General features: G+C 66.2%; 23 protein-coding genes. 1 reads left to right on the top strand and 22 read right to left on the bottom strand.

Annotated features, from left to right (window positions below):
* Nucleotides 1-62: 62 nt before the first annotated feature.
* From metK to pyrR, 12 genes are all read right to left on the bottom strand, one after another.
* Complete coding sequence (metK, locus tag IAQ70_RS05590) at nucleotides 63-1,298, bottom strand: methionine adenosyltransferase (protein WP_190988315.1); 1,236 nt, start codon at nucleotides 1,296-1,298, stop codon at nucleotides 63-65.
* A gap of 79 nt (nucleotides 1,299-1,377) precedes the next feature.
* Nucleotides 1,378-2,625 (bottom strand): bifunctional phosphopantothenoylcysteine decarboxylase/phosphopantothenate--cysteine ligase CoaBC, encoded by a 1,248-nt coding sequence (gene coaBC / locus IAQ70_RS05585; RefSeq protein ID WP_190988314.1) that lies wholly within the window; start codon nucleotides 2,623-2,625, stop codon nucleotides 1,378-1,380.
* A gap of 27 nt (nucleotides 2,626-2,652) precedes the next feature.
* A complete protein-coding gene (rpoZ, locus tag IAQ70_RS05580) occupies nucleotides 2,653-2,913 on the bottom strand; it encodes a DNA-directed RNA polymerase subunit omega (protein WP_090581074.1) in 261 nt (86 codons plus the stop codon).
* A gap of 36 nt (nucleotides 2,914-2,949) precedes the next feature.
* The gene (gene gmk, locus IAQ70_RS05575) at nucleotides 2,950-3,525 is read right to left on the bottom strand and encodes a guanylate kinase (RefSeq protein WP_190988313.1); all 576 of its coding nucleotides are present in this window, start codon (nucleotides 3,523-3,525) and stop codon (nucleotides 2,950-2,952) included.
* 45 nt (nucleotides 3,526-3,570) lie between these two features.
* Nucleotides 3,571-3,888, bottom strand: a complete 318-nt coding sequence (gene mihF, locus IAQ70_RS05570; protein WP_190988312.1) for an integration host factor, actinobacterial type — start codon at nucleotides 3,886-3,888, stop codon at nucleotides 3,571-3,573.
* Between the two features lie 143 nt (nucleotides 3,889-4,031).
* Entirely contained in the window at nucleotides 4,032-4,904 is an 873-nt protein-coding gene (pyrF, locus tag IAQ70_RS05565) for an orotidine-5'-phosphate decarboxylase (RefSeq protein WP_190988311.1), read from the bottom strand.
* Nucleotides 4,897-8,235, bottom strand: a complete 3,339-nt coding sequence (carB, locus tag IAQ70_RS05560) for a carbamoyl-phosphate synthase large subunit (protein WP_190988310.1) — start codon at nucleotides 8,233-8,235, stop codon at nucleotides 4,897-4,899. The genes pyrF and carB overlap by 8 nt, the downstream gene beginning before the upstream one ends.
* Nucleotides 8,235-9,539, bottom strand: a complete 1,305-nt coding sequence (gene carA, locus IAQ70_RS05555) for a glutamine-hydrolyzing carbamoyl-phosphate synthase small subunit (RefSeq protein ID WP_190988480.1) — start codon at nucleotides 9,537-9,539, stop codon at nucleotides 8,235-8,237. Before carA ends, carB begins: the two co-directional genes overlap by 1 nt.
* Nucleotides 9,520-10,050: a PH-like domain-containing protein gene (locus IAQ70_RS05550; RefSeq protein ID WP_190988309.1), complete on the bottom strand. Its 531-nt coding sequence runs from the start codon at nucleotides 10,048-10,050 to the stop codon at nucleotides 9,520-9,522. The genes carA and IAQ70_RS05550 overlap by 20 nt, the downstream gene beginning before the upstream one ends.
* Nucleotides 10,050-11,402, bottom strand: coding sequence for a dihydroorotase (locus tag IAQ70_RS05545; RefSeq protein ID WP_190988308.1), 1,353 nt, complete (start codon nucleotides 11,400-11,402; stop codon nucleotides 10,050-10,052). The genes IAQ70_RS05550 and IAQ70_RS05545 overlap by 1 nt, the downstream gene beginning before the upstream one ends.
* Nucleotides 11,402-12,430: an aspartate carbamoyltransferase catalytic subunit gene (locus tag IAQ70_RS05540; RefSeq protein ID WP_190988307.1), complete on the bottom strand. Its 1,029-nt coding sequence runs from the start codon at nucleotides 12,428-12,430 to the stop codon at nucleotides 11,402-11,404. The genes IAQ70_RS05545 and IAQ70_RS05540 overlap by 1 nt, the downstream gene beginning before the upstream one ends.
* Nucleotides 12,427-13,014, bottom strand: coding sequence for a bifunctional pyr operon transcriptional regulator/uracil phosphoribosyltransferase PyrR (pyrR, locus tag IAQ70_RS05535; protein WP_190988306.1), 588 nt, complete (start codon nucleotides 13,012-13,014; stop codon nucleotides 12,427-12,429). Before pyrR ends, IAQ70_RS05540 begins: the two co-directional genes overlap by 4 nt.
* A gap of 99 nt (nucleotides 13,015-13,113) precedes the next feature.
* Here pyrR and IAQ70_RS05530 point away from each other — a divergent pair, with 99 nt between their 5' ends.
* A complete protein-coding gene (locus IAQ70_RS05530) occupies nucleotides 13,114-14,382 on the top strand; it encodes a PrsW family intramembrane metalloprotease (RefSeq protein ID WP_190988305.1) in 1,269 nt (422 codons plus the stop codon).
* 90 nt (nucleotides 14,383-14,472) lie between these two features.
* Here the strand turns inward: IAQ70_RS05530 and nusB are convergent, their stop codons facing one another.
* From nusB to alaS, 10 genes are all read right to left on the bottom strand, one after another.
* The gene (nusB, locus tag IAQ70_RS05525; protein ID WP_190988304.1) at nucleotides 14,473-14,883 is read right to left on the bottom strand and encodes a transcription antitermination factor NusB; all 411 of its coding nucleotides are present in this window, start codon (nucleotides 14,881-14,883) and stop codon (nucleotides 14,473-14,475) included.
* Entirely contained in the window at nucleotides 14,883-15,446 is a 564-nt protein-coding gene (gene efp, locus IAQ70_RS05520; protein ID WP_190988303.1) for an elongation factor P, read from the bottom strand. Before efp ends, nusB begins: the two co-directional genes overlap by 1 nt.
* A gap of 153 nt (nucleotides 15,447-15,599) precedes the next feature.
* Entirely contained in the window at nucleotides 15,600-16,118 is a 519-nt protein-coding gene (locus tag IAQ70_RS05515; protein WP_190988302.1) for a tetratricopeptide repeat protein, read from the bottom strand.
* The gene (gene aroB, locus IAQ70_RS05510; RefSeq protein ID WP_190988301.1) at nucleotides 16,118-17,209 is read right to left on the bottom strand and encodes a 3-dehydroquinate synthase; all 1,092 of its coding nucleotides are present in this window, start codon (nucleotides 17,207-17,209) and stop codon (nucleotides 16,118-16,120) included. Before aroB ends, IAQ70_RS05515 begins: the two co-directional genes overlap by 1 nt.
* Nucleotides 17,206-17,715, bottom strand: coding sequence for a shikimate kinase (locus IAQ70_RS05505; protein ID WP_190988479.1), 510 nt, complete (start codon nucleotides 17,713-17,715; stop codon nucleotides 17,206-17,208). Before IAQ70_RS05505 ends, aroB begins: the two co-directional genes overlap by 4 nt.
* Nucleotides 17,716-17,774: 59 nt before the next feature.
* Nucleotides 17,775-18,974, bottom strand: a complete 1,200-nt coding sequence (gene aroC / locus IAQ70_RS05500; protein WP_190988300.1) for a chorismate synthase — start codon at nucleotides 18,972-18,974, stop codon at nucleotides 17,775-17,777.
* 26 nt (nucleotides 18,975-19,000) lie between these two features.
* The gene (locus IAQ70_RS05495) at nucleotides 19,001-19,861 is read right to left on the bottom strand and encodes a shikimate dehydrogenase (protein ID WP_190988478.1); all 861 of its coding nucleotides are present in this window, start codon (nucleotides 19,859-19,861) and stop codon (nucleotides 19,001-19,003) included.
* Entirely contained in the window at nucleotides 19,858-21,573 is a 1,716-nt protein-coding gene (gene mltG / locus IAQ70_RS05490) for an endolytic transglycosylase MltG (protein WP_190988299.1), read from the bottom strand. Before mltG ends, IAQ70_RS05495 begins: the two co-directional genes overlap by 4 nt.
* Nucleotides 21,557-22,174: a Holliday junction resolvase RuvX gene (gene ruvX / locus IAQ70_RS05485; protein ID WP_190988298.1), complete on the bottom strand. Its 618-nt coding sequence runs from the start codon at nucleotides 22,172-22,174 to the stop codon at nucleotides 21,557-21,559. Before ruvX ends, mltG begins: the two co-directional genes overlap by 17 nt.
* Before the next feature lie 7 nt (nucleotides 22,175-22,181).
* On the bottom strand, nucleotides 22,182-24,860 hold the full coding sequence (gene alaS / locus IAQ70_RS05480) for an alanine--tRNA ligase (protein WP_190988297.1): 2,679 nt from the start codon (nucleotides 24,858-24,860) through the stop codon (nucleotides 22,182-22,184).
* Nucleotides 24,861-24,954 lie beyond the last annotated feature (94 nt).

Raw genomic sequence — 24,954 nt, 5'->3', positions numbered from 1 at the left:
CCAAGCACCTGGCTCCGACATTTTCAGCCGGGTCAAGTGATTGGCTGGGCGTTGACGGCCGGCTACGCGTTGAAGAAGGCCTTCAGGTCGTCCACGCGGTCCAGCCGCTCCCACGTGAAATCGGGGTCGTCGCGGCCGAAGTGCCCGTGCGCTGCAGTCTTGGCGTAGATGGGCCGCTTAAGGTCCAGGGCATCGATGATGGCACGCGGGCGGAGGTCGAAGATCTCGGCGATGGCGGCGCTGATCCGGGCCGGGTCCACGGTTTCCGTGCCGAAGGTTTCCACGTAGGTGCCCACGGGACGGGCCTGGCCGATGGCGTAGGCGATCTGGATCTCGGCGCGCTTGGCGAGACCCGCAGCCACCACGTTCTTCGCAACCCACCGCATGGCGTAGGCCGCGGAGCGGTCCACCTTGGACGGGTCCTTGCCTGAGAAGGCACCGCCGCCGTGGCGGGCCATGCCGCCGTAAGTGTCCACGATGATCTTGCGGCCGGTCAGGCCGGCATCGCCCACGGGTCCGCCGATGACGAACTCGCCGGCCGGGTTGAGGATGTTTGCGGCACGGGAGATGTCCAGGTTGGCGGCTGCCAGCACCGGGGCAATGACGAAGGACGCGAGATCGGCGCGCAGCCGGTCCAGGCTGGTTCCTTCAGCGTGCTGGCTCGAAATGACCACGGTCTCCACGGAAACCGGCACGTCTTTGTCGTAGCCCACGGTGACCTGGGTCTTGCCGTCGGGACGGAGGTAGGACAGTTCACCGGACTTGCGCACTTCGGTGAGGCGTTCGGAGAGGCGGTGCGCCAGCCAGATCGGCGTCGGCATGTAGGACGGGGTTTCGTCGCTCGCGTAGCCGAACATCAGGCCCTGGTCACCGGCACCCTGGAGGTCGTAGTCGTCCTCCTGGCGGCCTTCGCGGGCTTCCAGCGAGTTGAAGACACCGCCGGCAATGTCGTTGGACTGCTGGCCGATGGACACTGACACGCCGCACCGGGCGCCGTCGAAGCCGTTGGCCGATGAGTCGTAGCCGATCCCCAGGATGGTCTCACGGACGATCTGCGGGATTTCGACGTAGGCGTCGGTGGTGACCTCACCGGCAACGTGGACCAGGCCTGTAGTGGCCATGGTCTCCACGGCGACGCGTGACTCCGGATCGACGGCGAGCAGCGCGTCCAGGATGGCGTCACTGATCTGGTCGCAGATTTTGTCCGGGTGGCCTTCAGTGACGGACTCGGACGTGAAGAGCCGGAGTGCGGAGGGCGTGGCCCCGTGGGTGTGGGGAATGTGCAGCGGTAAAGTCACTCAACTACCTTACTGGTTGGGAATCGGACGTCCGGCCGCGTGTGTCCCCGTACTAAGGAAACGTGGTTCGGCTGTTCGGTCAGGCGCGGGGTGAAACGTGGTTCAGCTCCTGGCCGACCCGCGTGATCACGGCGGCCGAAACCTCAGTCTTGGAGCCGGCCGCCAGTTGTGGTTCGGCGCCGGAGCGGGCCAGGATGACTACCGAGTTGGTGTCCTGCCCAAAGACCTTGTCCGTTCCCACGTGGTTGACCACCAGGAGGTCGCAGCCCTTGCGCTTGAGCTTCGCCCCGGCGTAGGCCAGCACGTCTCCCTGGCCATCGCCTGTTTCGGCCGCAAAGCCCACAATCAGCTGGTTTCCGCGGTCAACCCGGTTTTCCGGTGCGTTCCGGGCCTCCACCAGCTCCTGCAGGATGTCCGGGTTGCGGACCAGCGTGATGACCGGGTCCGCCGTGTCGTCGCGTTTTTTGATTTTCGTTCCGGAAATCTCCGCGGGGCGGAAGTCAGCCACTGCGGCTGCCATGATGACGACGTCGGAATCGGCTGCCGCCGCAAGGGCCGCTTCCCGCAATTGCAATGCAGTTTCGACGGTCACCACATCGACGCCGGCCGGGGCGGGGACGTCCATGTGGGCGGCAATGAGCCGCACCGTGGCGCCGGCGTTGCGGGCCGCCACGGCCAGCGCGACGCCCTGTTTTCCGGAGGACCGGTTGCCAAGGAACCGGACGGGATCCAGGGGTTCCCTGGTGCCGCCGGCGCTGATGGTCACCGTCCGGCCGGCCAGCGGAAGCTGGTAATCGGACTGGCCCTGCGCGAGGGCCAAGGCGGCGTCGAAGATGGCTTCGGGCTCGGGCAGGCGGCCCGGGCCGGAGTCGGCGCCGGTGAGCCGGCCACTTGCCGGTTCGAGCACGGCGACGCCCCTGCTGCGCAGCGTCTCAACGTTGGCGCGGGTGGCTGCGTGCTGCCACATCTCCGTATGCATGGCCGGGGCGAAAAGGACGGGTCCGCGGGCCATCAGCAGCGTGTTGGTGAGGAGGTCGCTGGCCTGTCCCGTAGCCGCGCGGGCCAGCAGGTCTGCCGTCGCCGGCGCCACCACGATCAGGTCCGCCTCATGGCCCAGCCTGACGTGGTTGACCTGGTGGACGTCGTCGAAGACGCTGTTGCTGACCGGGTTGCCGGAAAGGGCCTCCCAGGTGGCCACACCCACAAAGCGGGTGGCCGCCTCGGTGGGGATCACCGTGACGTTGTGCCCGGCTTCAGTAAAAAGCCGGAGGAGCGATGCGACCTTGTAGGCCGCAATCCCTCCCCCGACTCCGAGGACTATGCGCACGTGACCTCCGTCAACAGGCTGTCTTAATTACTCTGCAGCTTCGATCGGTGTGGAAACGAGCTTGCCTTCGTTGATTTCGCGCAGGGCGATGGACAGCGACTTCTCGTTCAGCTTGGTGTCGACGAGGGGACCGACGTATTCGAACAGGCCCTCGTGCAGCTGGGCGTAGTATGCGTTGATCTGACGTGCACGCTTGGCACCGAAGATCACCAGGCCGTACTTGGAATCAGCTGCCTTCAGCAGTTCGTCGATCGGCGGGTTGATGATGCCTTCAAGGTTCGTGGACACGAATTCTCCAAATTCTAACGGGCTAACTGGTACCAGTTACTGGTGCGGGTGCGGGGTCAGCCCCATGAGTGAAACAAGCTCGTCCGCTGCCCGGCGAATGTCATCATTAATGACGGTATGGTCAAACTCCGGTTCAGCGGCAAGTTCCAGTTTAGCGGTTTCCAGGCGTCGCTGCTGCTCCTCGGCGCTTTCCGTGCCGCGGCCCACCAGTCGGCGCACCATTTCGTCCCAGGTGGGCGGCGCCAGGAAGACGAACTGGGCGTCCGGAACGGCTTCTTTGACCTGGCGGGCACCCTGCAGGTCAATCTCCAGCAGCACGGACCTGCCGTCCGCGATGGCCTGGTTCACGGTGCTCTTGAGCGTGCCGTAGGTGTTCTGGCCATGGACAACGGCCCACTCCAGGAGCTCGCCGGCGGCCACGAGGGCTTCGAACTCGTCCTTGGACTTGAAAAAATAGTGGACGCCGTCCTGCTCACCGGGGCGCGGAGCGCGCGTGGTGGCCGAAACGGAAAGCCAGACTTCGGGGTAGTTGTCCCTGATGTAGGTGGACACGGTGCCTTTGCCAACAGCCGTCGGACCTGCGAGGACTGTCAGTCCCGGTTTCTTGCTCACGTATTCCTTTGCGGCGGTGTATGGATAGACGAAGAGTGGTTCGCCCTATTTCTCGTCTATAAAATCTACCAGCGCCTGGCGCTGGTGGATGCCCAGGCCGCGGACCCGCCGGGAAGCCGCGATTCCCAGCTGTTCCATGATGGCCGCTGCCCTGACTTTGCCGATGCCGGGCAGGGCCTCCAGCAGCTCAGCCACCCGCATCCGCGCCAGGGCATCGTCCTCGGCCGCCGAGCTGATGATGTCCGCGGCCGACGTCTCGCCGTTCTTGAGCCGTTCCTTCACCTCGGCCCGGGCTGCCCGGGCGGCGGCAGCCTTCTGCAGGGCATCAGCGCGTTCTGACGCGGATAAGGGTCGCAGGCTCATGGAGGACACCCCCGGAAATTTTCAGATGCGTCCATGGCGGCCGCCATTGGACTTGTCCTGAAACTACCCTTTGGTGCCCTGTGAATCAATGGACGCCCGCATTATCCGGCTCTGCAAAGGCTGGAAGCCGCCTAACCGCCGGGCTAACTTTCGCGAAGTCCGTCCAGCGTGCGCTGCGCCGCACCCTGGAGCCCCTTGATACCCGGACCGGCAGCGAGGATTTCCCGGCTCGAGGTGCCCAGCACCTGCGGGTACGCCGCGCCGAACGTCCGGCGAAGGTCGGCCGGGGTTGCGCCCTGCGCGCCCAGCCCCGGGGCAAGGATGGGGCCGCGGACGGCCGCCAGGTCCAACTGCAGGTCGGTCAGCGCTGAGCCCACAGTGGCGCCGACTACCAGTCCCACCGAGCCCAGTGGCCCTTCGTACCGGCCATTCTCCGCTGCGGCGGCATCGGTGATCCGGCGCGCCACCGAATCGGTGCCGCCAACGTGCTGGACGGAGGCCCCCTCCGGGTTGGAGGTCAGGGCGAGGACAAAAACGCCCCGCCCGTACTCCGCCGCCAGATCCAGGGCCGGGCGGAGCGACTCAAAGCCGAGGTAAGGGCTAAGCGTCACCGAGTCTGCGGCCAGCGCCGATCCGTCCCGGAGCCAGGCGTCCGCGTAGGCAGCCATGGTGGAACCGATATCGCCCCGCTTGGCATCCGCGATGGTGAGCACTGACTCGTCCCGTGCCACCGCAAGAAGCTCCTCCAGCACTGCCAGGCCGGCCGAGCCGTGGCGCTCGTAGAGCGCCACCTGCGGCTTCACCGCGGCAGCGAGCGAACCCACTGCCTCCAGGACGGTCAGCGAAAACCGCCGCAGCCCGGCGGCGTCGTCGTCCAGTCCCCAGCTCTTCAGCAGCACGGGGTGCGGGTCAATGCCCACACACAGCGGGCCGCGGGCAGCCATGACCGCCCCCAGCCGGGAGCCGAAGGACTCCCGGCCGGCGGCGACTGCCGGTGTGAAACTGGACTCAGGCACTCTGCGCCATCCGCGCTGCCGCGGCCTGCGCGTCTGCGGCCTGGGAGGCCGTCAGCGCAGCGGCATGCTCCTGGAGGCTGGTCACTGACCACTCATAGGTGCGCATTGCCTCGATGGCCTGGACTGCGGCGTTGATCTCGGCCACCGTGGTGATGCAGGGAATGCCGATGGACGTCGCGGCGGCACGCAGGGCATAACCGTCGCTGCGGGCTTCCCCGCCGGAGGGGGTGTTGAACACCATGTCGATCTCGCCGGCAATGACCAGGTCCGCGATGGTGCCTTCGCCTTCGGCGCTGCTGCCTTCGGCGACCTTGCGGACCGTGCTGGCCTGGATGCCGTTGCGGCGCAGGACATCGGCGGTGCCGCCGGTGGAGACAATCTCGAAGCCGAGATCCGAAAGGCGCTTGATCGCCATGATGACGGCACGCTTGTCCCGGTTGGCCACCGAGACGAAGATCTTGCCTTCGGTGGGCAGGGCGTTGTTCGCGGCGGCCTGGCTCTTGGCGAAGGCGGTGTCGAAGTGCTTGTCGATGCCCATGACTTCGCCGGTGGAACGCATTTCAGGGCCGAGCAGGGAGTCCACCACTTTGCCTTCAGGCGTGCGGAAGCGGCTGAACGGCAGCACGGCTTCCTTGACCGAGACCGGCGCGTCGAGCGGAAGGGTGGAGCCGTCGCCGGTCTCCGGCAGCATCTTGTACGCGGAGCGGAGCTGGTTGATGGTTACGCCGGTGCCGATCAGGGCCGCGGCCTTGGCCATCTGCACGCCGGTCGCCTTGGAGACGAACGGCACGGTGCGGGATGCCCGCGGGTTCGCTTCCAGGACGTAGAGCACGTCCGAGGCCAGCGCGAACTGGATGTTGATCAGGCCACGGACGCCCACGCCCTCGGCGATGGCCCGGGTTGCGGTGCGCACACGCTCCAGCACGTTGTTGCCCAGGGTGATCGGGGGCAGCACGCAGGCGGAGTCACCGGAGTGGATGCCGGCCTCCTCGATGTGCTCCATGATGCCGCCGAGGTACATGTCCGTGCCGTCGAAGAGCGCGTCGACGTCGATTTCGACGGCGTCCTCAAGGAACCGGTCGATCAGCACCGGGTGGTCCGGGGTGATCTCGGTGGCGTTGGCGATGTAGCGGGAGAGGTTGGGCTCGTCATAGACGATTTCCATGCCGCGGCCGCCCAGCACGTAGGACGGGCGGACCAGGACCGGGTAGCCGATTTCATCCGCGATCTTCTTGGCATCGTCGAAGGAGACCGCGGTGCCGTTCTTCGGGGCGATCAGGCCGGCGTTGTCCAGGACGCGGGAGAATTCGCCGCGGTGCTCGGCGAGGTCAATTGCTTCCGGGGAGGTGCCCAGGATGGGGACGCCGGCGTCGGCCAGCTGCTGCGCCAGCTTGAGCGGCGTCTGGCCGCCCAGCTGCACAAAGACGCCCATAACGCCGCCGGTGCGCTCTTCAGCCGCGATGACCTCCAGGACGTCTTCGAGGGTCAACGGCTCGAAGTACAGGCGGGTGGAAACGTCGTAGTCGGTGGAGACGGTCTCCGGGTTGCAGTTGACCATGACGGTCTCGTAGCCGGCCTTGCGCAGCGCCATGGAGGCGTGGACGCAGGAGTAGTCGAACTCGATGCCCTGGCCAATGCGGTTGGGCCCGGAGCCGAGGATCAGGATGGACGGCTTGGAGTGCAGCGCAATCTCGTCCTCCTCGTCGTAGGACGAGTAGTGGTACGGGGTGTAGGCGGCGAACTCGGCGGCGCAGGTGTCCACGGTCTTGTAGACCGGGCGGATGCCGAGGGCCTGGCGGACACCGCGGACCACGGCTTCGGAGTTGTGCGTCAGGGCACCGATCTGCTCGTCCGAGAAGCCGTGGCGCTTGGCGCGCTGGAGCATCTCCACGGTCAGGGAGCCGGCCTTGCGGATCTCGTGGGAGATTTCGTTGAGCAGCTGGAGCTGGTCAAGGTACCAGGGGTCGATCTTGGTGGCTTCGAAGAGCTGTTCCACGGTGGCGCCGCCGAGCAGGGCACGCTGCACCTGGTGCAGGCGTTCGGTGGTGGGCCGCTTGGCCTTTTCGATGAGCTCCGGGACCTCCCATTCGGGGACGGAGCTGAAGTCCAGCTGCGAGCCCTTCTGCTCCAGGGAGCGGAGTGCCTTCTGCAGGGCTTCGGTGAAGTTGCGGCCCATGGCCATCGCTTCGCCGACGGACTTCATGGTGGTGGTCAGGGTGTCGTCCGCCGCGGGGAACTTCTCGAAAGCGAACCGCGGGACCTTCACCACCACGTAGTCCAGGGTGGGTTCGAAGGACGCGGGGGTCTTCTGCGTGATGTCGTTCGGGATCTCATCCAGGGTGTAGCCGAGGGAGAGCTTGGTGGCAATCTTGGCGATGGCGAAGCCCGTGGCCTTCGAGGCCAGTGCCGAGGAACGGGAGACGCGCGGGTTCATCTCAATGACCACCACGCGGCCGGTGTCCGGCTCCACAGCGAACTGGATGTTGCAGCCGCCCGTGTCGACGCCCACTTCACGGATGACGGCGATGGAGATGTCGCGCAAGCGCTGGTATTCCCGGTCCGTCAGGGTCAGGGCCGGGGCCACGGTGATCGAGTCGCCGGTGTGCACGCCGACGGGGTCGAAGTTCTCGATGGAACAGACGACCACGACGTTGTCGTTCTTGTCGCGCATCATCTCGAGCTCGTATTCCTTCCAGCCGAGGATGCTCTCTTCGAGGAGCACCTCGCTGGTGGGGCTGTACTGCAGGCCCTGGCCGACGATGCGGCGGAGGTCGCTTTCGTCGTAGGCCAGGCCGGAGCCGAGGCCGCCCATGGTGAAGGACGGCCGGACCACCATGGGGTAGCCGAGGTCTTCCGCGGCCTTGAGGGCCTCGTCAATGGTGTGGATGATGTGGCTGCGGGCCGATTCGGCGCCGCAGCGTTCCACGACACCCTTGAACTTTTCGCGGTCCTCGCCGAGCTCGATGGCGGCGATGTTCGCGCCGATGAGCTCCACGTTGTACTTTTCCAGCACACCGTTCTTGTCCAGGGCGATGGCGGTGTTCAGCGCGGTCTGGCCACCCAGGGTGGGCAGGATGGCGTCCGGCCGTTCCTTCGCGATGATCTTTTCCACCACCTCGGGGGTGATGGGCTCGATGTAGGTGGCGTCAGCGAACTCGGGGTCGGTCATGATGGTGGCCGGGTTGGAGTTCACCAGGATGACCCGGAGGCCTTCCTCCTTGAGGACACGCAGTGCCTGCGTGCCGGAGTAGTCGAACTCGGCGGCCTGGCCGATGACGATCGGGCCGGAACCAATGACGAGGACGCTCTTGAGATCTGTACGTTTCGGCATTACTTCTTGTCCTCAGTCTTGTTGTCAGTCTTCTGCGGTGCGGCGGGGTGTGCGGAATCCACCGGTTCCTTGGAAAGGTTGGCCGTCCGGCCGTCCCGGGTGCCTTCCATCAGGTCGATGAAACGGTCGAACAGGTAGGCGGCGTCGTGCGGGCCGGCGGCGGCTTCCGGGTGGTACTGGACCGAGAAGGCCGGGATGTCCAGGCACGCGAGGCCTTCCACGACGTCGTCGTTCAGGCTGATGTGGCTGACCTCAACCCGGCCGTAACGCTCCTCGGGGGCCTGGGTGGCGCCGTCGAGCGGAGCGTCCACGGCGAAGCCGTGGTTCTGGGAAGTGATCTCCACCTTGCCGGTGCGGCGGTCCATCACGGGCTGGTTGATGCCGCGGTGGCCGTAGCGGAGCTTGTACGTACCGAAGCCGAGGGCACGGCCGAGGATCTGGTTGCCGAAGCAGATGCCGAAATAGGGCAGTTTCTCGTCCAGGACGGAGCGCAGCAGCTTGACCTGGGCGTCGGCGGTGGCGGGGTCGCCGGGGCCGTTGGACATAAAGAAGCCGTCAGGGTTGACGGCCTTGACGTCTTCGAGGGTGGAGGTGGCGGGCAGCACGTGGACGCGGACGCCGCGCTCGGCGAAGCGGATGGGGGTCATGGCCTTGATGCCGAGGTCGATCGCCGCGATGCTGAACCGGGCCTCGCCGTCCCAGCCGTGGTCCTTGGGGTCCACGACGTAAGCCTTGTCGACGCTGACTTCCTCAGCCAGCCGGGCGCCCTCCATCGGGGCGCTGGCCAGGACGGCGTCCAGGAGCTCCTTGTCCGGGGCCTTGGCGGCGTCGCCCGAAAAGATTCCGGCGCGCATGGTCTTGTGTTCGCGCAGGTGCCGGGTGATCGCGCGGGTGTCCACGCCCTGTATTCCCACGATCCCCTGCTCAATGAGCTCCTCATCGAGGGAGCGCTCTGAGCGCCAGTTGGAGGGCCGGCGGGCGGCGTCGCGGACGATGTAGCCGGCCACCCAGATGCGGCGGGACTCGGCGTCGTCGCTGTTCACGCCCGTGTTGCCGATGTGCGGCGCGGTCTGCACCACGAGCTGGCGGGCGTAGGAAGGGTCCGTGATGGTTTCCTGGTAGCCCGTCATGCCGGTGGCGAACACTGCCTCGCCAAGGGCGGTGCCCTGCGCGCCGTAGCTGGTGCCGCGGAACATGCGGCCGTCCTCGAGGACGAATACCGCGGGGGTGCTGGCTGCTGGTGCCACTGTCGCTGCCTGTGGTGTCGCTGTTTCAGTCACTGTCTTACTTTCCACTCTGGGGATCCTGGGAATGTTCTTGGGAAGCTGCGGCGATCAATTGCTGAAGGGAGTCATAGAGGGCATCCTTGTCGGCTGCCCTGCGGGTCCGGAAGCCGGTGTCCAGGGTGTGGGTCCCGAGGTCCCACGTCATGACCAGGAGTCCGTCCTTTTCCACGAACTTGCCCGCCATTCCGCTCTCCTGCCGGACTGCGCTGAGGCGTTCGGCCGGGATATAGACGGCCGGCGCGCCGGCGCGGTCCAGGAGTACGCCGTGGGGGTACACGCTGAGGACGGCGTTGGTCCGGATACCGAGGCTGTGCACCGCGATCCGGTCGAGCCAGTCACCGGCGGTGGTGGAGGCAACGTACTGGCCTTCGGCCCGGGCGCCTGGCACGCCGGGTTCCATGGGCACCTCGGGCAAGGGGGCGACGTCGGCCTGCCGCCTGAGGCGGTTCCGCCAGCCGAAGCCGATCATGACCAGCACGGCGGCGATGATCGCCACCGTGCTGACCAGCGTGAGCATTTGGGTGTCCATCAGGCGGCGCCTGCCGCAGCCGCCGCCGATTCCCGGTAAGGCGTGTTGAGCTTGCCGTCCAGGACGGTGGGGTGGCCCTTGTAGAAGGTGGCCACCACCTTGCCCGGCAGCTCAAGGCCGGCGAACGGCGAATTGCGGCCCATGGTGGCCATCTTCGCCGGATCGACAGTCCAGCGGGCAGCCGGGTCCACCAGGATGATGTTCGCGGGCTCGCCGGCGTCCAGCGGACGGCCCTGGTCGGCCAGACGGCCGATCCGGGCAGCCGCGGTGGACGTCACCCGGGCGAAGTCGGCCCAGGTCATGAGGCCGGTCTCGATCATGGTGTGCTGGACCACGGACAGGGCGGTTTCCAGGCCGGTCATGCCCATGGCCGCCTGCGCCCACTCGCATTCCTTGTGCTCGCTGGGGTGCGGGGCGTGGTCGGTGCCCACCACGTCGATGGTGCCGTCGGCCAGGCCGGCGCGCAGGGCCTGCACATCGGCGTCCGTGCGCAGTGGCGGGTTGACCTTGTAGACGGGGTTGTAGCTGCGGACCAGGTCATCGGTCAGCAGGAGGTGGTGCGGGGTGACCTCGGCGGTGACGTTGATGCCGCGTTCCTTGGCCCAGCGGATGATCTCCACGGAACCGGCGGTGGAGACGTGGCAGACGTGCAGGCGGGAGTCGACATGCTGCGCCAGCAGCACGTCGCGGGCGATGATGCTTTCCTCGGCAACTGCGGGCCAGCCGGTGAGTCCCAGGACAGCGGAAACGGCGCCCTCGTTCATCTGGGCCCCTGCCGTGAGGCGGGGTTCCTGCGCATGCTGGGCCACCACGCCGTCGAACGCCTTGACGTATTCCAGGGCCCGGCGCATCAGCACGGGGTCGTGGACGCAGATTCCGTCGTCAGAGAACATCCGCACCCGGGCGCGGGAATCGGCCATGGCGCCCAGTTCGGCGAGCTGCTCCCCCGCCAGGCCGACGGTCACGGCGCCGACGGGGCGCACGTCCACCCAGCCGGCGGCGCGGCCCAGGCTGTGGACCTGTTCCACCACACCGGCCGTGTCTGCCACCGGGTTGCTGTTCGCCATGGCGTGGACGGCGGTAAAGCCGCCCAGGGCTGCGGCGCGGGTACCGGTCTCAACCGTTTCGGCGTCTTCGCGGCCGGGTTCGCGGAGGTGGGTGTGCACGTCCACCATGCCGGGAAGTGCCACCAGGCCGGCTGCCTCGATGACTGTCGCGCCCTCAGCGTCCGCGTGCGTTGCGGCGCCGGCGCCCCGTGCGGCGATGACGCCGTCGCGGATAAGCAGGTCCTCGGCGTCGCCGCCCAGGATGGCCGCACCGCGGATCAGGTACGTTCCGTTGTTGTCTGCCATTAGTTGGTCTCCTCTGTGGAACGGGCTGTGTTGGTGCGGGCTTCGCCCACCGAGGCGGCTGGTTCGCGGGTGTCCCCGGAGAGCAGCAGATACAGGGCGGCCATGCGGACCGAGACGCCGTTGCGGACCTGTGCGAGCACGGTGGAGCGGGGCGAATCGGCGGCGGCCGCGGAAATTTCCAGGCCCCGGTTCATGGGGCCGGGGTGCATGATGATGGTGTCCTTCAACCCGAGGGTGTCCAGTGCGCGGAGCCGGTTGTCATCGAAGCCCCAGCGGCGGGAGTATTCGCGGGTGGAGGGGAAGAACGACGCGTTCATCCGCTCGCCCTGCACACGCAGCATCATCACCGCGTCCACCCCCTGTTCGAGGGTTTCGTCCATGTTGTAGCTGACCTTGCACGGCCAGTGTTCGACGCCGATGGGCAGCAGGGTGGGTGGCGCCACAAGGGTCACCTCGGCCCCCAGCGTGCGGAGCAGCCAAACGTTGGAGCGGGCAACGCGGGAGTGCAGGACGTCGCCGGCGATGGCTACGCGCATGCCTTTGAGGTCTGCGCCGATGGACCCGTTGCCGGACAGTTTGGCCCAGTGCCGGCGCATGGTGAAGGCGTCCAGGAGGGCCTGTGTGGGGTGCTCGTGCGTGCCGTCGCCGGCGTTGATCACGGCGGCGTCAATCCAGTCGGTGGCGGCCAGCCGGTGCGGTGCGCCGGAGGCCCAATGCCGGATCACGACGGCGTCAGCACCCATCGCTGCCAGCGTCTGGGCCGTGTCCTTGAGGGATTCGCCCTTGGAGACGGAGGAGCCCTTCGCGGCGAAGTTGATGACGTCGGCGGACAGCCGTTTGGCGGCCGCTTCGAAGGAGATCCGCGTGCGGGTGGAGTCCTCGAAGAAGAGGTTCACCACGGTGCGGCCGCGGAGGGCCGGGAGCTTTTTGACCTCGCGGTCCCCCACGGCCGCCATTTCTTCGGCGGTGTCGAGGATGCGGATGGCGTTGGTGAGGCTGAGATCTTCGGTGGAGAGGAGGTGTTTCACGCGCCGCCCTCAATGACCACTTCGTTGACCTTGGCACCGTCTGCGGCGGAGTCTGTTTCCTCGAGCCGGACCCTGACCTTCTCGGCGGACGAGGTGGGGAGGTTCTTCCCCACGTGGTCGGCCCGGATGGGGAGTTCACGGTGGCCGCGGTCGATCAGCACGGCAAGCCTGACGATCCGGGGACGGCCGAGGTCGATGATGGCGTCAAGGGCTGCCCGGATGGTGCGGCCTGAGTACAGGACGTCATCGATGAGCACCACAACCTTGTTGTCGATTCCCGTGCGCGGGAGCTGGGTGGGGTACGGCGGCCTGGTGGGCTGGTGCGAGAGGTCGTCGCGGAACATGGTGACGTCCAACTGTCCGACTATTTCCGCGGCGTCCACGGTGGGATCCGCTGCTGCGATCTTCTGTGCCAGGCGGAGTGCCAGCGGGTAGCCGCGGCGAGGGATCCCCAGCAGGACCAGGTCCTTGGAGCCTTTGTTGGCTTCGAGGATTTCATGGGCGATACGAGTGAGGGCACGGTCAATATCGGCCTGGTTGAGGACAACCCTGGCTGGAACCGGTGCGCTTGTGACGGAAGTCAACGCTCGTCTCCCCTTTCCCCGCCTCACAGGACGGAATTAAAAAAGGATCATGTGCGGTTCAAAATTACCACATCGGCGCCGGGCACTAGGCTTTGCCCTATGTCCACCAACCCTTATCAGCAGGGCCCCGGCAGGCCCGGCGGGCCTGCCGGACCCCCCGATCCTTTCCCGGGTCAGGCCAACCCCACCTGGATAGGCCGGATCGAGCCGGAGTACTACCGGCCCGCGCCCGGTACCTATGCTGCTCCCCTGCCTGCCCTGGGTCCCCCGGAGCCCGGCCGTGACGGCGCGGGCATGCGGTCCGGTGGCCTGCTTGCCCTGACTGTAGGCGGCGCAGCCCTTGCTTTCGTGAGCCTCCTGCTGGTGGTGCCCTTCCTGGTGGCGAGCACCGGCGTGGGCGGGTTCATCGTCGGCTTTGTGGTGTCGCTCATACCGCTGTCAGTGGTTCTGCTGACCGTCCACGCGATCGACCGCTGGGAGCCTGAACCGAAGCGGCTGCTCTTCTTTGCGTTTACCTGGGGCGCGGCCGTGTCGGTGGCCGTGACGCTCCTGATCCAGCCGTTTTTCGCCCTGACGTTCCAGTTCAGTGACGTTGCCGACCTGCCGACCTACATGGCCACAGTCCAGGCACCCGTCGTGGAGGAATTTGCCAAGTCCCTGGGCCTGCTAATGCTCCTGCTCCTGGCCCGGAAGCACTTCGACGGCCCGGTAGACGGCGTGGTGTTCGCGTTCACCATCGCCGGCGGCTTCGCGTTCACGGAGAACATCCTGTACTTCGGCCGGGCCATTGCCGAGTCCGCCAGCCCGGCCACCGGCCTGGCCCAGGTCTTCCTGCTTCGCGGGGTGATGTCGCCGTTCGCGCATGCCATTTTCACCGGGACCACGGGCCTCATCATGGGTTTCGCCGCCCGGCGCTGGCACTCCGGAGCCTCTGTGCTGGCTTTTTTCATCGGCCTGATCCCGGCCATGCTGCTGCATAATCGATGGAACAGCATGGGCGCTGGATTCCTGGCCGAGTATGTCCTCATCCAGGTGCCGATCTTCGTGCTGGCAGTGGTGGGGATCATCCTGCTGCGCGTGGCAGAAAACCGGCTCACGCGCCAGCGGCTCATGGAGTACTCGGCCGCCGGCTGGTTCAGCCCCGCCGAGGTGGAATTGCTGGCAACACCCCGCGGGCGGCGGACGGCACTGCATTGGGCGGCCGGCTACCACCGCAGGCCGCAGATGAAAGCATTCCTGCACGCCGCCACCCAGCTGGCCTTTATCCGCCAGCGGATCCTCAGTGGCCGGGACGTCCCGCTGCACCAGGCCGAGGAGAGGCAGCAGCTGCAGCGGATCCTGTCGCTGCGCGCCGCCGTCGCGGGCTGAAACGGGGCACGCCAACGCAGAAGGGACCAGCAGCCACCAAGCGGTGGTTACTGGTCCCTTCTGTGATGTTCTCCCTCTGAGGACAGGGCGTCAGGCGAGCAGCGAAGGCTTCAGCTGCTGCAGTCGTCCCAGGAGTCCGTTGATGAACGACGGCGACTCGTCCGTTGAGAGCGTTTTGGCCAGGGCCACTGCCTCGCTGACGGCGACCCCGTCGGGAACGTCATCGTTGTAGAGCAGTTCCCAGGTGCCGATCCGCAGGATGATGCGGTCAACCGAGGGCATGCGCTCCAAGGTCCAGCCCTGCGAATAGGTTTCCAGGAACTCGTCGATGGCGGTCTGCTGCGAGACGACACCTTCCACGATTTCCAGCGTGTACGGGTTCACGATCTGATCGGTTTTCTCCCGTCGCGCCCTGAGCACGTCGAAAGGCGAAACGGAGCGTTGTTCCGCTTCGAAAAGTACATCCAGCGCCCGGTTCCGGGCCTTGCCGCGTGCGCTCACTACTCGCTGACCCGGCCGAGGTAGCTGCCGTCGCGGGTATCGACCTTGACTTTGGTGTTGTTCTCGACGAACAGCGGAACCTGGATTTCATATCCGGTTTCCAGGGTTGCAGGCTTGGTGCCGGCCGAGGAGCGGTCGCCCTGCAGGCCGGGCTCCGTGTACGTGATCTCCAGGACAACGCTGGGCGGGAGTTCGATGTACAGCGGGTTGCCTTCGTGGATGGCAATGTTGACCATCTGGTTTTCGAGCATGAAGTTGGTGGCGTCGCCAACCGTTGCACCGGAGACCGTGATCTGGTCGTAGTCGGCGGTGTCCATGAAGACGAAGTCCGCACCGTCCTGGTACAGGTACTGGTAGTCGCGGCGGTCAACCGTGGCGGTCTCAATCTTGAGGCCGGCGTTGAACGTCTTATCCACAACTTTGCCGGACATCACGTTCCGCATCTTGGTCCGAACAAAGGCGCCGCCCTTGCCGGGCTTGACGTGCTGGAATTCAATGACGTTCCAGAGCTGGCCCTCGAGCTTCAGGACGGTGCCGTTCTTGATGTCGTTAGTGGTTGCCACTGGTTTCCTTCGGTTTCTTAAGTCTGGTGTTCTCAGACGTTCTATGCCGGCCAAGCATGCCGAACGGCCTGCCAGCGCGTGTTTGTCAAAAATCCAAGAACTATTCTACCGGTAAATCCGGGACGCTCTGCGTCCAGTGGCGCTCCGTGCCTCTCAGCAGGCGAGGTCCAGGACGTCGCGGGCCCGCTGGAGTGCCACGGTGGACGAGTAGATCTGGGCGGCGTCGGCCGATTGGGAGACCCGCAGATCCAGTGCACGGGAAAAGGCCACCACCGCCGCCGCCGCGTGACCGGCAGCGAAGTGCGTCTTGCCCAGATACTGCTGCACGAGGGCTTCACGGTCAGTTCCCTGAAACTCCCCCAGCAGTTGCTTGAACAGCTCCAAGGCGCGATCGGAACGGTGCGATACACGCAGCACCTCGGCTTCGAAAGCCCTGAGCCGGAAGGATTCCGGGTCCTTGAACCGTGCTTCGGCCAGCAGTTCGGCTGCCTCGGCGGCGTGTCCTTCCACGAGCAGGACAAAGATGGTGTCCGCGGGGTCGGTGGACACTGCCAGGGCAGCACGGCAAACTTCCTCGTTGACAATCTCAGGCAGCAGGGACACCGGATTGATCCGGACGCCCGGGAAGCCGGCCTCGGGCCAGTCGCTGGTGCCTACCATGTCGCCCTGCATCAGGAGGCGATTTCCTGGTAGGCGGCAAAGAGCAGCGACGTGTCCGGGACATCCAGGATGCCCGGCTTGGCAATGCCGTCGAGGACAACAAAACGGAGCAGGTCCCCGCGGGATTTCTTGTCACGGCGCATGCCGTCCAGAAGCCCCTGCCAGCGGTCCCTCCGGTACGTGACCGGAAGTCCCAGGGTCTCGAGGATGCTGCGGTGGCGGTCGGCATCGGCATCGCTGAGGCGGCCCACGCTGCGGGCAAGCTCGGCTGCGAACATCATGCCGACAGATACGGCTGCACCGTGCCGCCAGGAGTAGCGCTCCACCAGTTCAATGGCGTGGCCCAGGGTGTGGCCGTAATTCAGGATTTCGCGCAGCCCGGATTCCTTCAGGTCTTCCGAGACCACTTTCGCCTTCACTGCGATGGCACGCTCGATGAGCTCCCGGAGGGTGTCCGATCCCGGATCCGTGGCCGCTGCGGCGTCCTTTTCCACCAGTTCCAGGATGGCCGGATCGGCAATGAAGCCGCACTTGATGACTTCTGCCATGCCGGAAATGATCTCGTTGCGGGGCAGGGTTTTGAGGGTGTCCAGATCCACCAGCACTCCGGCCGGCGGGTGGAAGGACCCCACCAGGTTCTTGCCTTCGGCCGTGTTGATGCCGGTCTTTCCACCGACGGAGGCGTCCACCATGCCCAGCAGGCTGGTGGGCATGTGGATGACCTTCACGCCGCGGAGCCACGTGGCCGCGACAAATCCGGCGAGGTCTGTGACGGCGCCGCCGCCCACTGCCACGATGGCGTCGGAGCGGGTGAAATCGTTCTGGCCGAGTACCTGCCAGCAGAACGCCGCAACCTGGATGTGTTTGCCCTCTTCGGCATCCGGGATTTCCGCTGTCAGGGAGGTGAAACCGGCGGCCGCGAGTTCGTCGCGGACGGTGTCGCCGGTGAGGCGCAAGGCCCGGGGGTGGATGACCAGGACCCGCCGGACGCGTTCACCCAGCAAGGCAGGGAGGTCACCCAGCAGGCCACGGCCCACAACGACGTCGTAGTTCTGCCCCGCGGATTCGCCGGTGACCTTGATGACTGTTGAATCGACGCTCACTTTTCAACTTCCTGTTTGGCGGCCGCGTACTCACGCAGCGCAACTTCAAGCCGGTGCCCCAGTTCGGTGATCGAACCGTGGCGGACGTCCAGGACCAGGTCGGCCAGCCGTTCGTAGACGGGTTTCCTGGTGGCAAAGAGGGTTGTCCAGCGGGCCATGGCATCACCGGCCAGCAGCGGCCGTCCGGAGTTCCGGGCGATCCGCGACGCCACGGTTCCTTCATCGCATTCGAGGTACACCACGGTGCAACCGGCGAGAATTTGTTGGGTTCCGGAGTCCAGCACGGCGCCGCCGCCCAGTGAGATGACCGAGGCGGTGTCCCCGGCGCGTTCCACGGCGGCGGCCACGGTGCGGGCCTCGATTTCCCGGAAGGCATGCTCCCCGCGGCCGGCGAAGATGGAGGCGATGCTGCCGTGGGCGTCCACGATCAGCACGTCCGTGTCCACGAAAGGCACGTCAAGGCGCTTGGCGAGTTCATAGCCGATGGCGGACTTGCCCACTGCCATGGGCCCGATGAGGACGATGGGCCGGTTGCCCGGCACCGCCCTTTTACTCCCGCGGGGCACTAGTGGCCGATCGAGTCCAGGGAGGCCGGAATGCTGTCCAGGTAACCCTTGATGTTGCGTGCGGTCTCCGCTACGGAGTCCCCGCCAAACTTTTCGGTGACGGCTTCCGCAAGGACCAGAGCCACCATCGCCTCCGCGACGACGCCGGCGGCCGGCACGGCACAGACGTCGGAGCGCTGGTGATGGGCCTTGGCGGGCTCCCCCGTGCTGACGTCGACAGTCCGCAGGGCGCGCGGCACGGTAGCGATCGGCTTCATGGCGGCACGGACACGCAGCACATCGCCGATGCTCATGCCGCCCTCGATCCCGCCTGCGCGGTTGCTGGTGCGCACAATCCTGCCGTCGGAATCCTTGACAATCTCGTCGTGGGCAGCCGAGCCGCGGCGTGCAGCGGTCAGGAACCCGTCACCCACTTCCACGCCCTTGATGGCCTGGATCCCCATGAGTGCGGCGGCGAGCCGTGAGTCGAGCCGGCGGTCCCAGTGGACGTAGCTTCCCAGTCCCGGGGGCAGCCCGTAGGCGAGGACTTCCACCACGCCGCCCAGGGTTTCGCCTTCCTTGTGCGCGGCGTCCACTTCGGCCACCATAGCGTCGGAGGTTTCGCGGTCGAAGCACCGCAGCGGATCTGCGTCCAAAGCGATGACGTCGGCAGGGACAGGCAATGGCCGCCCTTCGGGGACGGTCACGCTGGCGATGGAGACGGTGTGGCTGACCAGCTCGATACCAAGCTGCTTGAGGAACTGGGAGGCGACGGTGCCCATGGCAACCCTGGTTGCCGTTTCGCGGGCGCTGGCGCGTTCCAGCACCGGACGTGCTTCGTCGAAGCCGTACTTCTGCATGCCGGTGAAATCTGCGTGGCCCGGGCGCGGCCGGGTCAGCGGTGCGTTGCGTGCCTGGTCGGCGAGGACCTCGGGATCCACGGGGTCGGCTGCCATGATCTGTTCCCATTTGGGCCATTCGGTGTTGGCCACCTGGACGGCGACCGGGCCGCCCTGCGTGAGGCCGTGGCGGACGCCGCCCAGAATGGTGACCACGTCCTGTTCAAACTTCATCCGGGCGCCCCGGCCATAGCCCAGGCGGCGGCGAGCCAGTGACTCGGCAATCTGCCCGCTGGTGATTTCCACACCGGCGGGGACGCCTTCAATAATTCCCATCAGAGCCGGACCATGGGATTCACCGGCTGTCAACCAACGCAACATAATTTCCATCCTGCCACGTATGGCTGTCAGAACGCCCGTCGGGGAAGGCCGACTGAGTCACACATCACATCTATGACCCCTGCGTTAACCTCGTCCCCGCGCCCGGTAAACAGCCGGACCTGCTCCACCGCCTGGTACAGCAGCATTTCCAGGCCCGGGACCACAGTTCCACCACCGGCCTGCCAGACCGTAGCGATCCTGCTCGGCCAGGGGTCGTAGGCCACATCAAGCAAAACGCCCGGCGTCCCGAATCCCAAGGCGGCGATCTCGGCGGCGAGGTTGTCGGCTGCGCGCGGCGGGAGTGTGGAAATCACGACGTCGGCACTCGCCGTGGGAGTGGCGGCTTCGGTCATCGGCCGGACGTCGATGGCCAAGCCAACGCCGCGGGCGGCGGCCTGCGCGTCGGCTGCCCGCGACGGATCGCGGACAAACACCTGTGCGTGGGCGGTGCCCAGGTCCTTCAACGCGGCGACGGCCGCTGCGGCCGTCCCGCCTCCGCCCAGGACGACTGCGGAAGGACTCGCCACTACCCCGGCGTTGAGGACCGCGTTGACGATCCCCGCGACGTCCGTGTTGTAGCCGACCCGCCTGACAGACCCGCCGGCTTCCTCGAAAGCGACGGTGTTAACGACGCCCAGCGTGCGGGCAACACCGCGGACTTCATCCACTTCGGCGACCATGCCGGTCTTCAATGGCATGGTGACGGAGAGTCCACGCCAACCGTCCTGGTGCCTGACACGGTCCATAAACGCGGGCAACGCCTGCTCCGTCAGATCCACTGCCGTGTAGCCGATATCGAGCCCCAGCTTGCTGTAGGCCGCCAGGTGCAGTGCCGGTGACTTGGAGTGGCTGATCGGGTGGCCCAGCACTGCCGCCCGAAGGCTCACGCGCAGCGGCCGGTATTTGCCCGGCACCAGGTGTTGTACTGCTCCACGTAACCGTTGTGCTCTGCCAGAGTCTTGGAGAACTTGGTTTCCTTGGTGTCCAGGTTGATGGTCACCCAATACAGGAAGTCGTTGGTCTTGGGCTTCGCGGCAGCATCGATGGCTGTCTTGCCGGGCGATCCGATGGGGCCGGGCGGCAGTCCCGGGTTGGCGTACGTGTTGTAGGCATTCGACTTATCCTGGCGCTGCTCATCCGTGAAGTTGAAGCTCCTGGTGCCCAGGCCATACGTTACGGCCGAGTCCACCTGCAGGAAACCGCCTGTCTGGTCGTTGGGCTTGAGCCGGTTGTAGATGGCGCCGGCAACGTCGCCATACTCGGCCTGGCCGCCTTCGGCCTGGACGATGCTGGCCACAATGATTGCCTCGTACTGCTTCGCGGGATCGGTGATGCCCTGCGCCACGAGTTCGTCGGTGGTCGTCTTGACCAGGGCCTGGAGGATGTCCTTGGCCGGGGTGCCGAGGGGGAACCTGTACTCACCGGGGTGCAGGAAGCCCTCAAGGTTCTTGGCGTTTGCCGGCAGGCCAAACTGCTGCGGGGAGTCGCTGAATTGCTTCAACTGCTGCACTTTGATGCCCGATCCTTCGGAAATCGCCTGCAGTGACTCATCGATCCGCAGCCCCGCGCTGAGCGCGAAGTAGATGACCTTGGTTTTGTCATGGCCCAGGAGGACGTTGACGGCGTCTGAGTTCTTCATCTCCGACTTGAAGGTGAAGTCCCCCGGTGTCAGGGTCCCGCCGGAAGCGGCAAATGCCTGCAGGAACGTGTCCGCATTGGCGATGACCTTACCGGTTTCCAGCTTGGCGGCCACTGAGCGCATACCCTCGCCGGACTGGACCGACACCTGGACCTCGCCGGTGCCCGGACCGGGGTAGTCACTCGCTTTGCCGCTTCCCAGCAGGGGCTTCAGGAACTGCGCACCCACGGCAAGGGCGGCCACAAACACCACGAGCGTCAGGAACAGTGCCAGCAGACGGCGCCTGCGCCGCACCTTCTTCGAGGGTTTTGTCACGACGGAGCTTCCCGCTGCCCCGGCGAGCAGGCCGGCGTCAGTGTGGTCTTGAGGGTGGGCCGCCTGGGGATCCTCGACGTAGTGCCCGTGGAGGTCTTGCTCATCGTAATGGTGGCCCTCGTAGTGCTGGTCATCATAGTGATGGACTTCGTCAGGGTGGGCGTAACCCGTGGGGTGTCCCTCGTAATGCTCGGCATCCTCGGCGTCAACGGCCTGGTGATTGTCCGTGTGATAGTCGGGCACGGTGGCCGGGACCTGGTGCTGCACCTCGGTGTGCGCCGCTTCCTGGATGGAGGGCCGGGTGTCCGGCTGCCTGGGGACTACGGGCTCGCCTGCATGGACTGGCTCGGCGACCGGCTGGACCGGCTCAGCCGGCTCTACAACGGGTTCGGCCGTCGCGTCAGGCTCGCGTTCGGGCGCCGGCGGTACAACCACCGGGGCGACGGGATCCGCGGCGGGAGCCTCGAAAGCTTCAGGCGCCTGCGCCGGCAACGGCACGTCCTGGCCCGTTTGGTAGGCCTGTTCCGGAACCGCGCTGGTGTCTTCGGTGTGCTTCTCCAATGCGCGGAGCTCTTTTCGGGTCAGCGGCCTGGCGCCATCATGATTGGTGGCGCCTGAGGCGTCATCGTTATTGGACGGGCTCACTGTAGCCTTCCGTGTTCTGAGGTCGAGACTTGCCTTCGGAGACGGAGACGGAGGCGTCAGCCTGGGCCGACCCGCCTGTTCCGGAAGGCTGCGGACGGGGCGGCGCGCTCACGCGGCTCCCAACGTCCGTTCCCCTGGCTTTTTGCATGTCGATGGCGTGCTGGAGAATGCCTGCCGCCGCAACCTGATCAACCACTTTACGGTGGTTGCGGCTGCTCATGCCAGCTTCGTGCAGGTTCCGGTGGGCCGTGACACTGCTGAGCCGCTCGTCAACGAGGTTGACGGGCACGTCAAGGCCCCGGCCGGCCAGCTCTGCCACGAGCAGCTCCGCGTACTCGGCGGCCATCCGGGCGGAGGCATGTTCCTCCCCCTTCATGGTGCGCGGCAGCCCCACGATGACCTGGACGGCGCCGAGCTCCTGCGCGAGCGAGACGATCACCCGCACGTCGGAGTTCTTCTTCGCGTTCCGGTCCAGGGTCTTATACGGCGTGGCCAGGATGGCATCCCGGTCACAGATGGCCACTCCCACCCGGACGGTGCCGACGTCTACCCCCAGTTTGGGGCCCTGGGGGTAGTCGGCGGCTGCAACAGGTTCAGTCACGGGTTCCTTAGCGCCGGGAAATGGCGTCCACGACGGCGGCAAGCGCCGGGGCGACCTTGGTGGCGTCCGTGCCGCCGCCCTGGGCGACGTCGTCCTTGCCACCGCCGCCGCCACCGAGGATCCCTGCGGCAAGCCGCACCAGGGCTCCGGCTTTCACGCCGGCCGCCCGGGCGGCCTCATTGGTTGCCACCAGGATCATGGGGCGGTCATTGCTGACACCGGCCACTGCCACCGTGGAGGCTTCGGAGCCGAGCCGGTTGCGAAGGTCAAGGGCAAGGTTGCGGACGTCGTCGGCACCACCGATCTGGCCGGCGTCGTGCGCGATCACCCGGATGCCGGCGGCATCCTCGGCGGTGCCCACGAGGTTGGCAGCCGCTGCGGTGAGCTGCTCCTTGCGGAGGCGGTCGAGTTCCTTCTCAGTGGCCTTGAGCTTGTTCAGCGTGCTCGCGATCCTGTCGGCGAGCTGGCCGGACGGTACCTTGAGCATCTCGGTCAGCTCGGTCACCAGAGCACGCTCGGCCGCGAGATGGCGGAAGGCGTCCATGCCCACGAAGGCTTCGACGCGGCGGTTTCCGGAGCCAACTGACTGCTCGCCCAGCAGAGAAAGGCTGCCGATCAAGGACGTGTTGGCGACGTGGGTGCCACCACACAGTTCACGGGACCACGCGCCGTCGATCTCCACAACCCGCACTTCACTGCCGTAGTTTTCGCCGAACAGCGCCATGGCACCGAGTGCTTTCGCGTCGGCCAGGGCCATCACCCTGGTGTCCACCCGATAGTTGTTGCGGATGGCCAGGTTGGACACTTCTTCGATTTCCGAGCGCGTGGCGGTGCTCAGGCCCTCGCCCCAGGCGAAGTCGAAGCGCAGGTAGCCGGCCTTGTTGTAGGAGCCCCGCTGGGTGGCCTGGGGGCCGAGGATCTGGTGCAGGGCGGCGTGCACGATGTGCGTGCCGGTGTGGGCCTGCTCGGCGGCATGGCGGCGTTCACGGTCGACGGCGGCGCGCACCAGGGCGTCGGAGGAGATCTCGCCTTCACGGACGATCGCCTTGTGCACGCTCAGGCCCTTGACCGGGCGCTGGACGTCCAGGACCTCGACGACGAAACCGTCACCGGTGATGAGGCCCGTGTCAGCGGACTGGCCGCCCGCCTCGGCGTAGAACGGCGTTTCGTTGAGGACAAGTTCGATCTCGTCGCCGGTAGCGGCGTGGGCGACGCGCTGGCCGGCGCTGAGGATGCCGCGGACGCGGGCATCGCCGTCGAGCTCTTCATAGCCGGTGAAGACGGTCTCGCCCTCACCCAGCATCTCCTGGTAGGCGCTGAGGTCGGCGTGGCCGCCCTTTTTGCCCTTGGCATCTGCCTGGGCACGCTGGCGCTGCTCAAGCATGAGGGCGCGGAAACCGGCCTCATCCACCTTGAGCCCGGCCTCCTCAGCCATCTCCAGGGTGAGGTCGATGGGGAAGCCGTAGGTGTCGTGCAGGGCGAAAGCGTCGGCGCCGGACAGCGGTGCGCCGGCGGCCTTGGATACCGTCACGGCATCCTCAAGGCGGGCGGTGCCCGAAGCGATGGTGCGCAGGAAGGCCCGCTCTTCGGCGTAGGCGATCCGGCTGATGCGGTCGAAGTCCGTCTCCACGATCGGGTAGACGCCCTTCATGGCATCGCGTGAGGCGGGCAGCAGGTCCGGCAGGCAGGCCTTCTCGACGCCGAGCAGGCGCATCGAACGCACGGCGCGGCGGATGAGGCGGCGCAGGACATAGCCCCGGCCCTCATTCGACGGGGTCACGCCGTCGGCGATCAGCATCAGCGCGGAACGGATGTGGTCGCCCACCACGCGCATGCGGACGTCATCGGTGTGGTGGGGATCGTCTGCGGTTTCGGCGGAGGTGTACTCCCGGCCGGACAGCGCCGCTGCCTTGTCGATCACCGGACGGACCTGGTCGGTCTCGTACATGTTTTCGACGCCCTGCAGGATCATGGCGAGTCGCTCCATGCCCAGGCCGGTGTCGATGTTCTTCTTGGGCAGTTCGCCCACGATGTCGAAATCGTCCTTGGAGCGGACATTGTCGATCTGGTACTGCATAAAGACAAGGTTCCAGATTTCGACGTAGCGGTTCTCGTCCGCCAGCGGGCCGCCTTCAACACCGTAAGCGGGGCCGCGGTCGTAATAGATTTCCGAGCACGGGCCGGCGGGGCCGGGCTGGCCGGTGTGCCAGTAGTTGTCAGCCTTGCCCATGCGCTGGATCCGCTCGGACGGGACGCCGGTGTTCTTCAGCCACAAGTCCCGGGCTTCGTCGTCGTCCTGGTACACAGTGACCCACAGGAGTTCGGGCGGCAGGCCGTAGCCGCCGTCGTCAACGCCCGTGGTGAGCAGTTCCCAGGCGAACTTGATGGCGTCTTCCTTGAAGTAGTCGCCGAAGGAGAAGTTGCCGCACATCTGGAAGAACGTGCCGTGGCGGGCAGTCTTGCCCACTTCCTCGATGTCGCCGGTGCGGATGCACTTCTGGATGCTCGTGGCGCGGGAGAACGGCGCTTCTTCACGGGCAGTCAGGTATGGAATGAAGGGGACCATCCCGGCAACGGTGAACAGCAGGGAGGGGTCGCTGGAGACCAGCGAGGCGGAGGGAACCGCCGTGTGGCCTTTGCTGACGAAAAAGTCGATCCAGCGCTTGGTGATCTCCTGCGACTTCATGAGCTGATTACTTACCCTTCTTGGTTCACGCGTTTCTGGTGCGTGACAGGTTGATACAGGGAGCAGTCCGGGCAAGCCGCTACTGCTGGTTTAA

It is taken from the genome of Pseudarthrobacter sulfonivorans, assembly GCF_014712225.1.
In the GTDB taxonomy this organism is placed as follows: Bacteria; Actinomycetota; Actinomycetes; order Actinomycetales; family Micrococcaceae; genus Arthrobacter; species Arthrobacter sulfonivorans.
This window is presented reverse-complemented; position numbering and strand designations above follow the sequence as displayed.

Coding starts and splice junctions, on each gene's coding strand:
- mihF (WP_190988312.1), bottom strand. CDS start 3,888: ATGAGCCTGCGACCCTTATCCGCGTCAGAACGCGCTGATGCCCTGCAG.
- IAQ70_RS05505 (WP_190988479.1), bottom strand. CDS start 17,715: ATGGCAGTGGGCAAGTCCGCCATCGGCTATGAACTCGCCAAGCGCCTT.
- IAQ70_RS05515 (WP_190988302.1), bottom strand. CDS start 16,118: ATGCAGGGCGACATGGTAGGCACCAGCGACTGGCCCGAGGCCGGCTTC.
- aroC (WP_190988300.1), bottom strand. CDS start 18,974: ATGTTGCGTTGGTTGACAGCCGGTGAATCCCATGGTCCGGCTCTGATG.
- IAQ70_RS05545 (WP_190988308.1), bottom strand. CDS start 11,402: ATGGCAGACAACAACGGAACGTACCTGATCCGCGGTGCGGCCATCCTG.
- carB (WP_190988310.1), bottom strand. CDS start 8,235: ATGCCGAAACGTACAGATCTCAAGAGCGTCCTCGTCATTGGTTCCGGC.
- IAQ70_RS05550 (WP_190988309.1), bottom strand. CDS start 10,050: ATGGACACCCAAATGCTCACGCTGGTCAGCACGGTGGCGATCATCGCC.
- alaS (WP_190988297.1), bottom strand. CDS start 24,860: ATGAAGTCGCAGGAGATCACCAAGCGCTGGATCGACTTTTTCGTCAGC.
- IAQ70_RS05530 (WP_190988305.1), top strand. CDS start 13,114: ATGTCCACCAACCCTTATCAGCAGGGCCCCGGCAGGCCCGGCGGGCCT.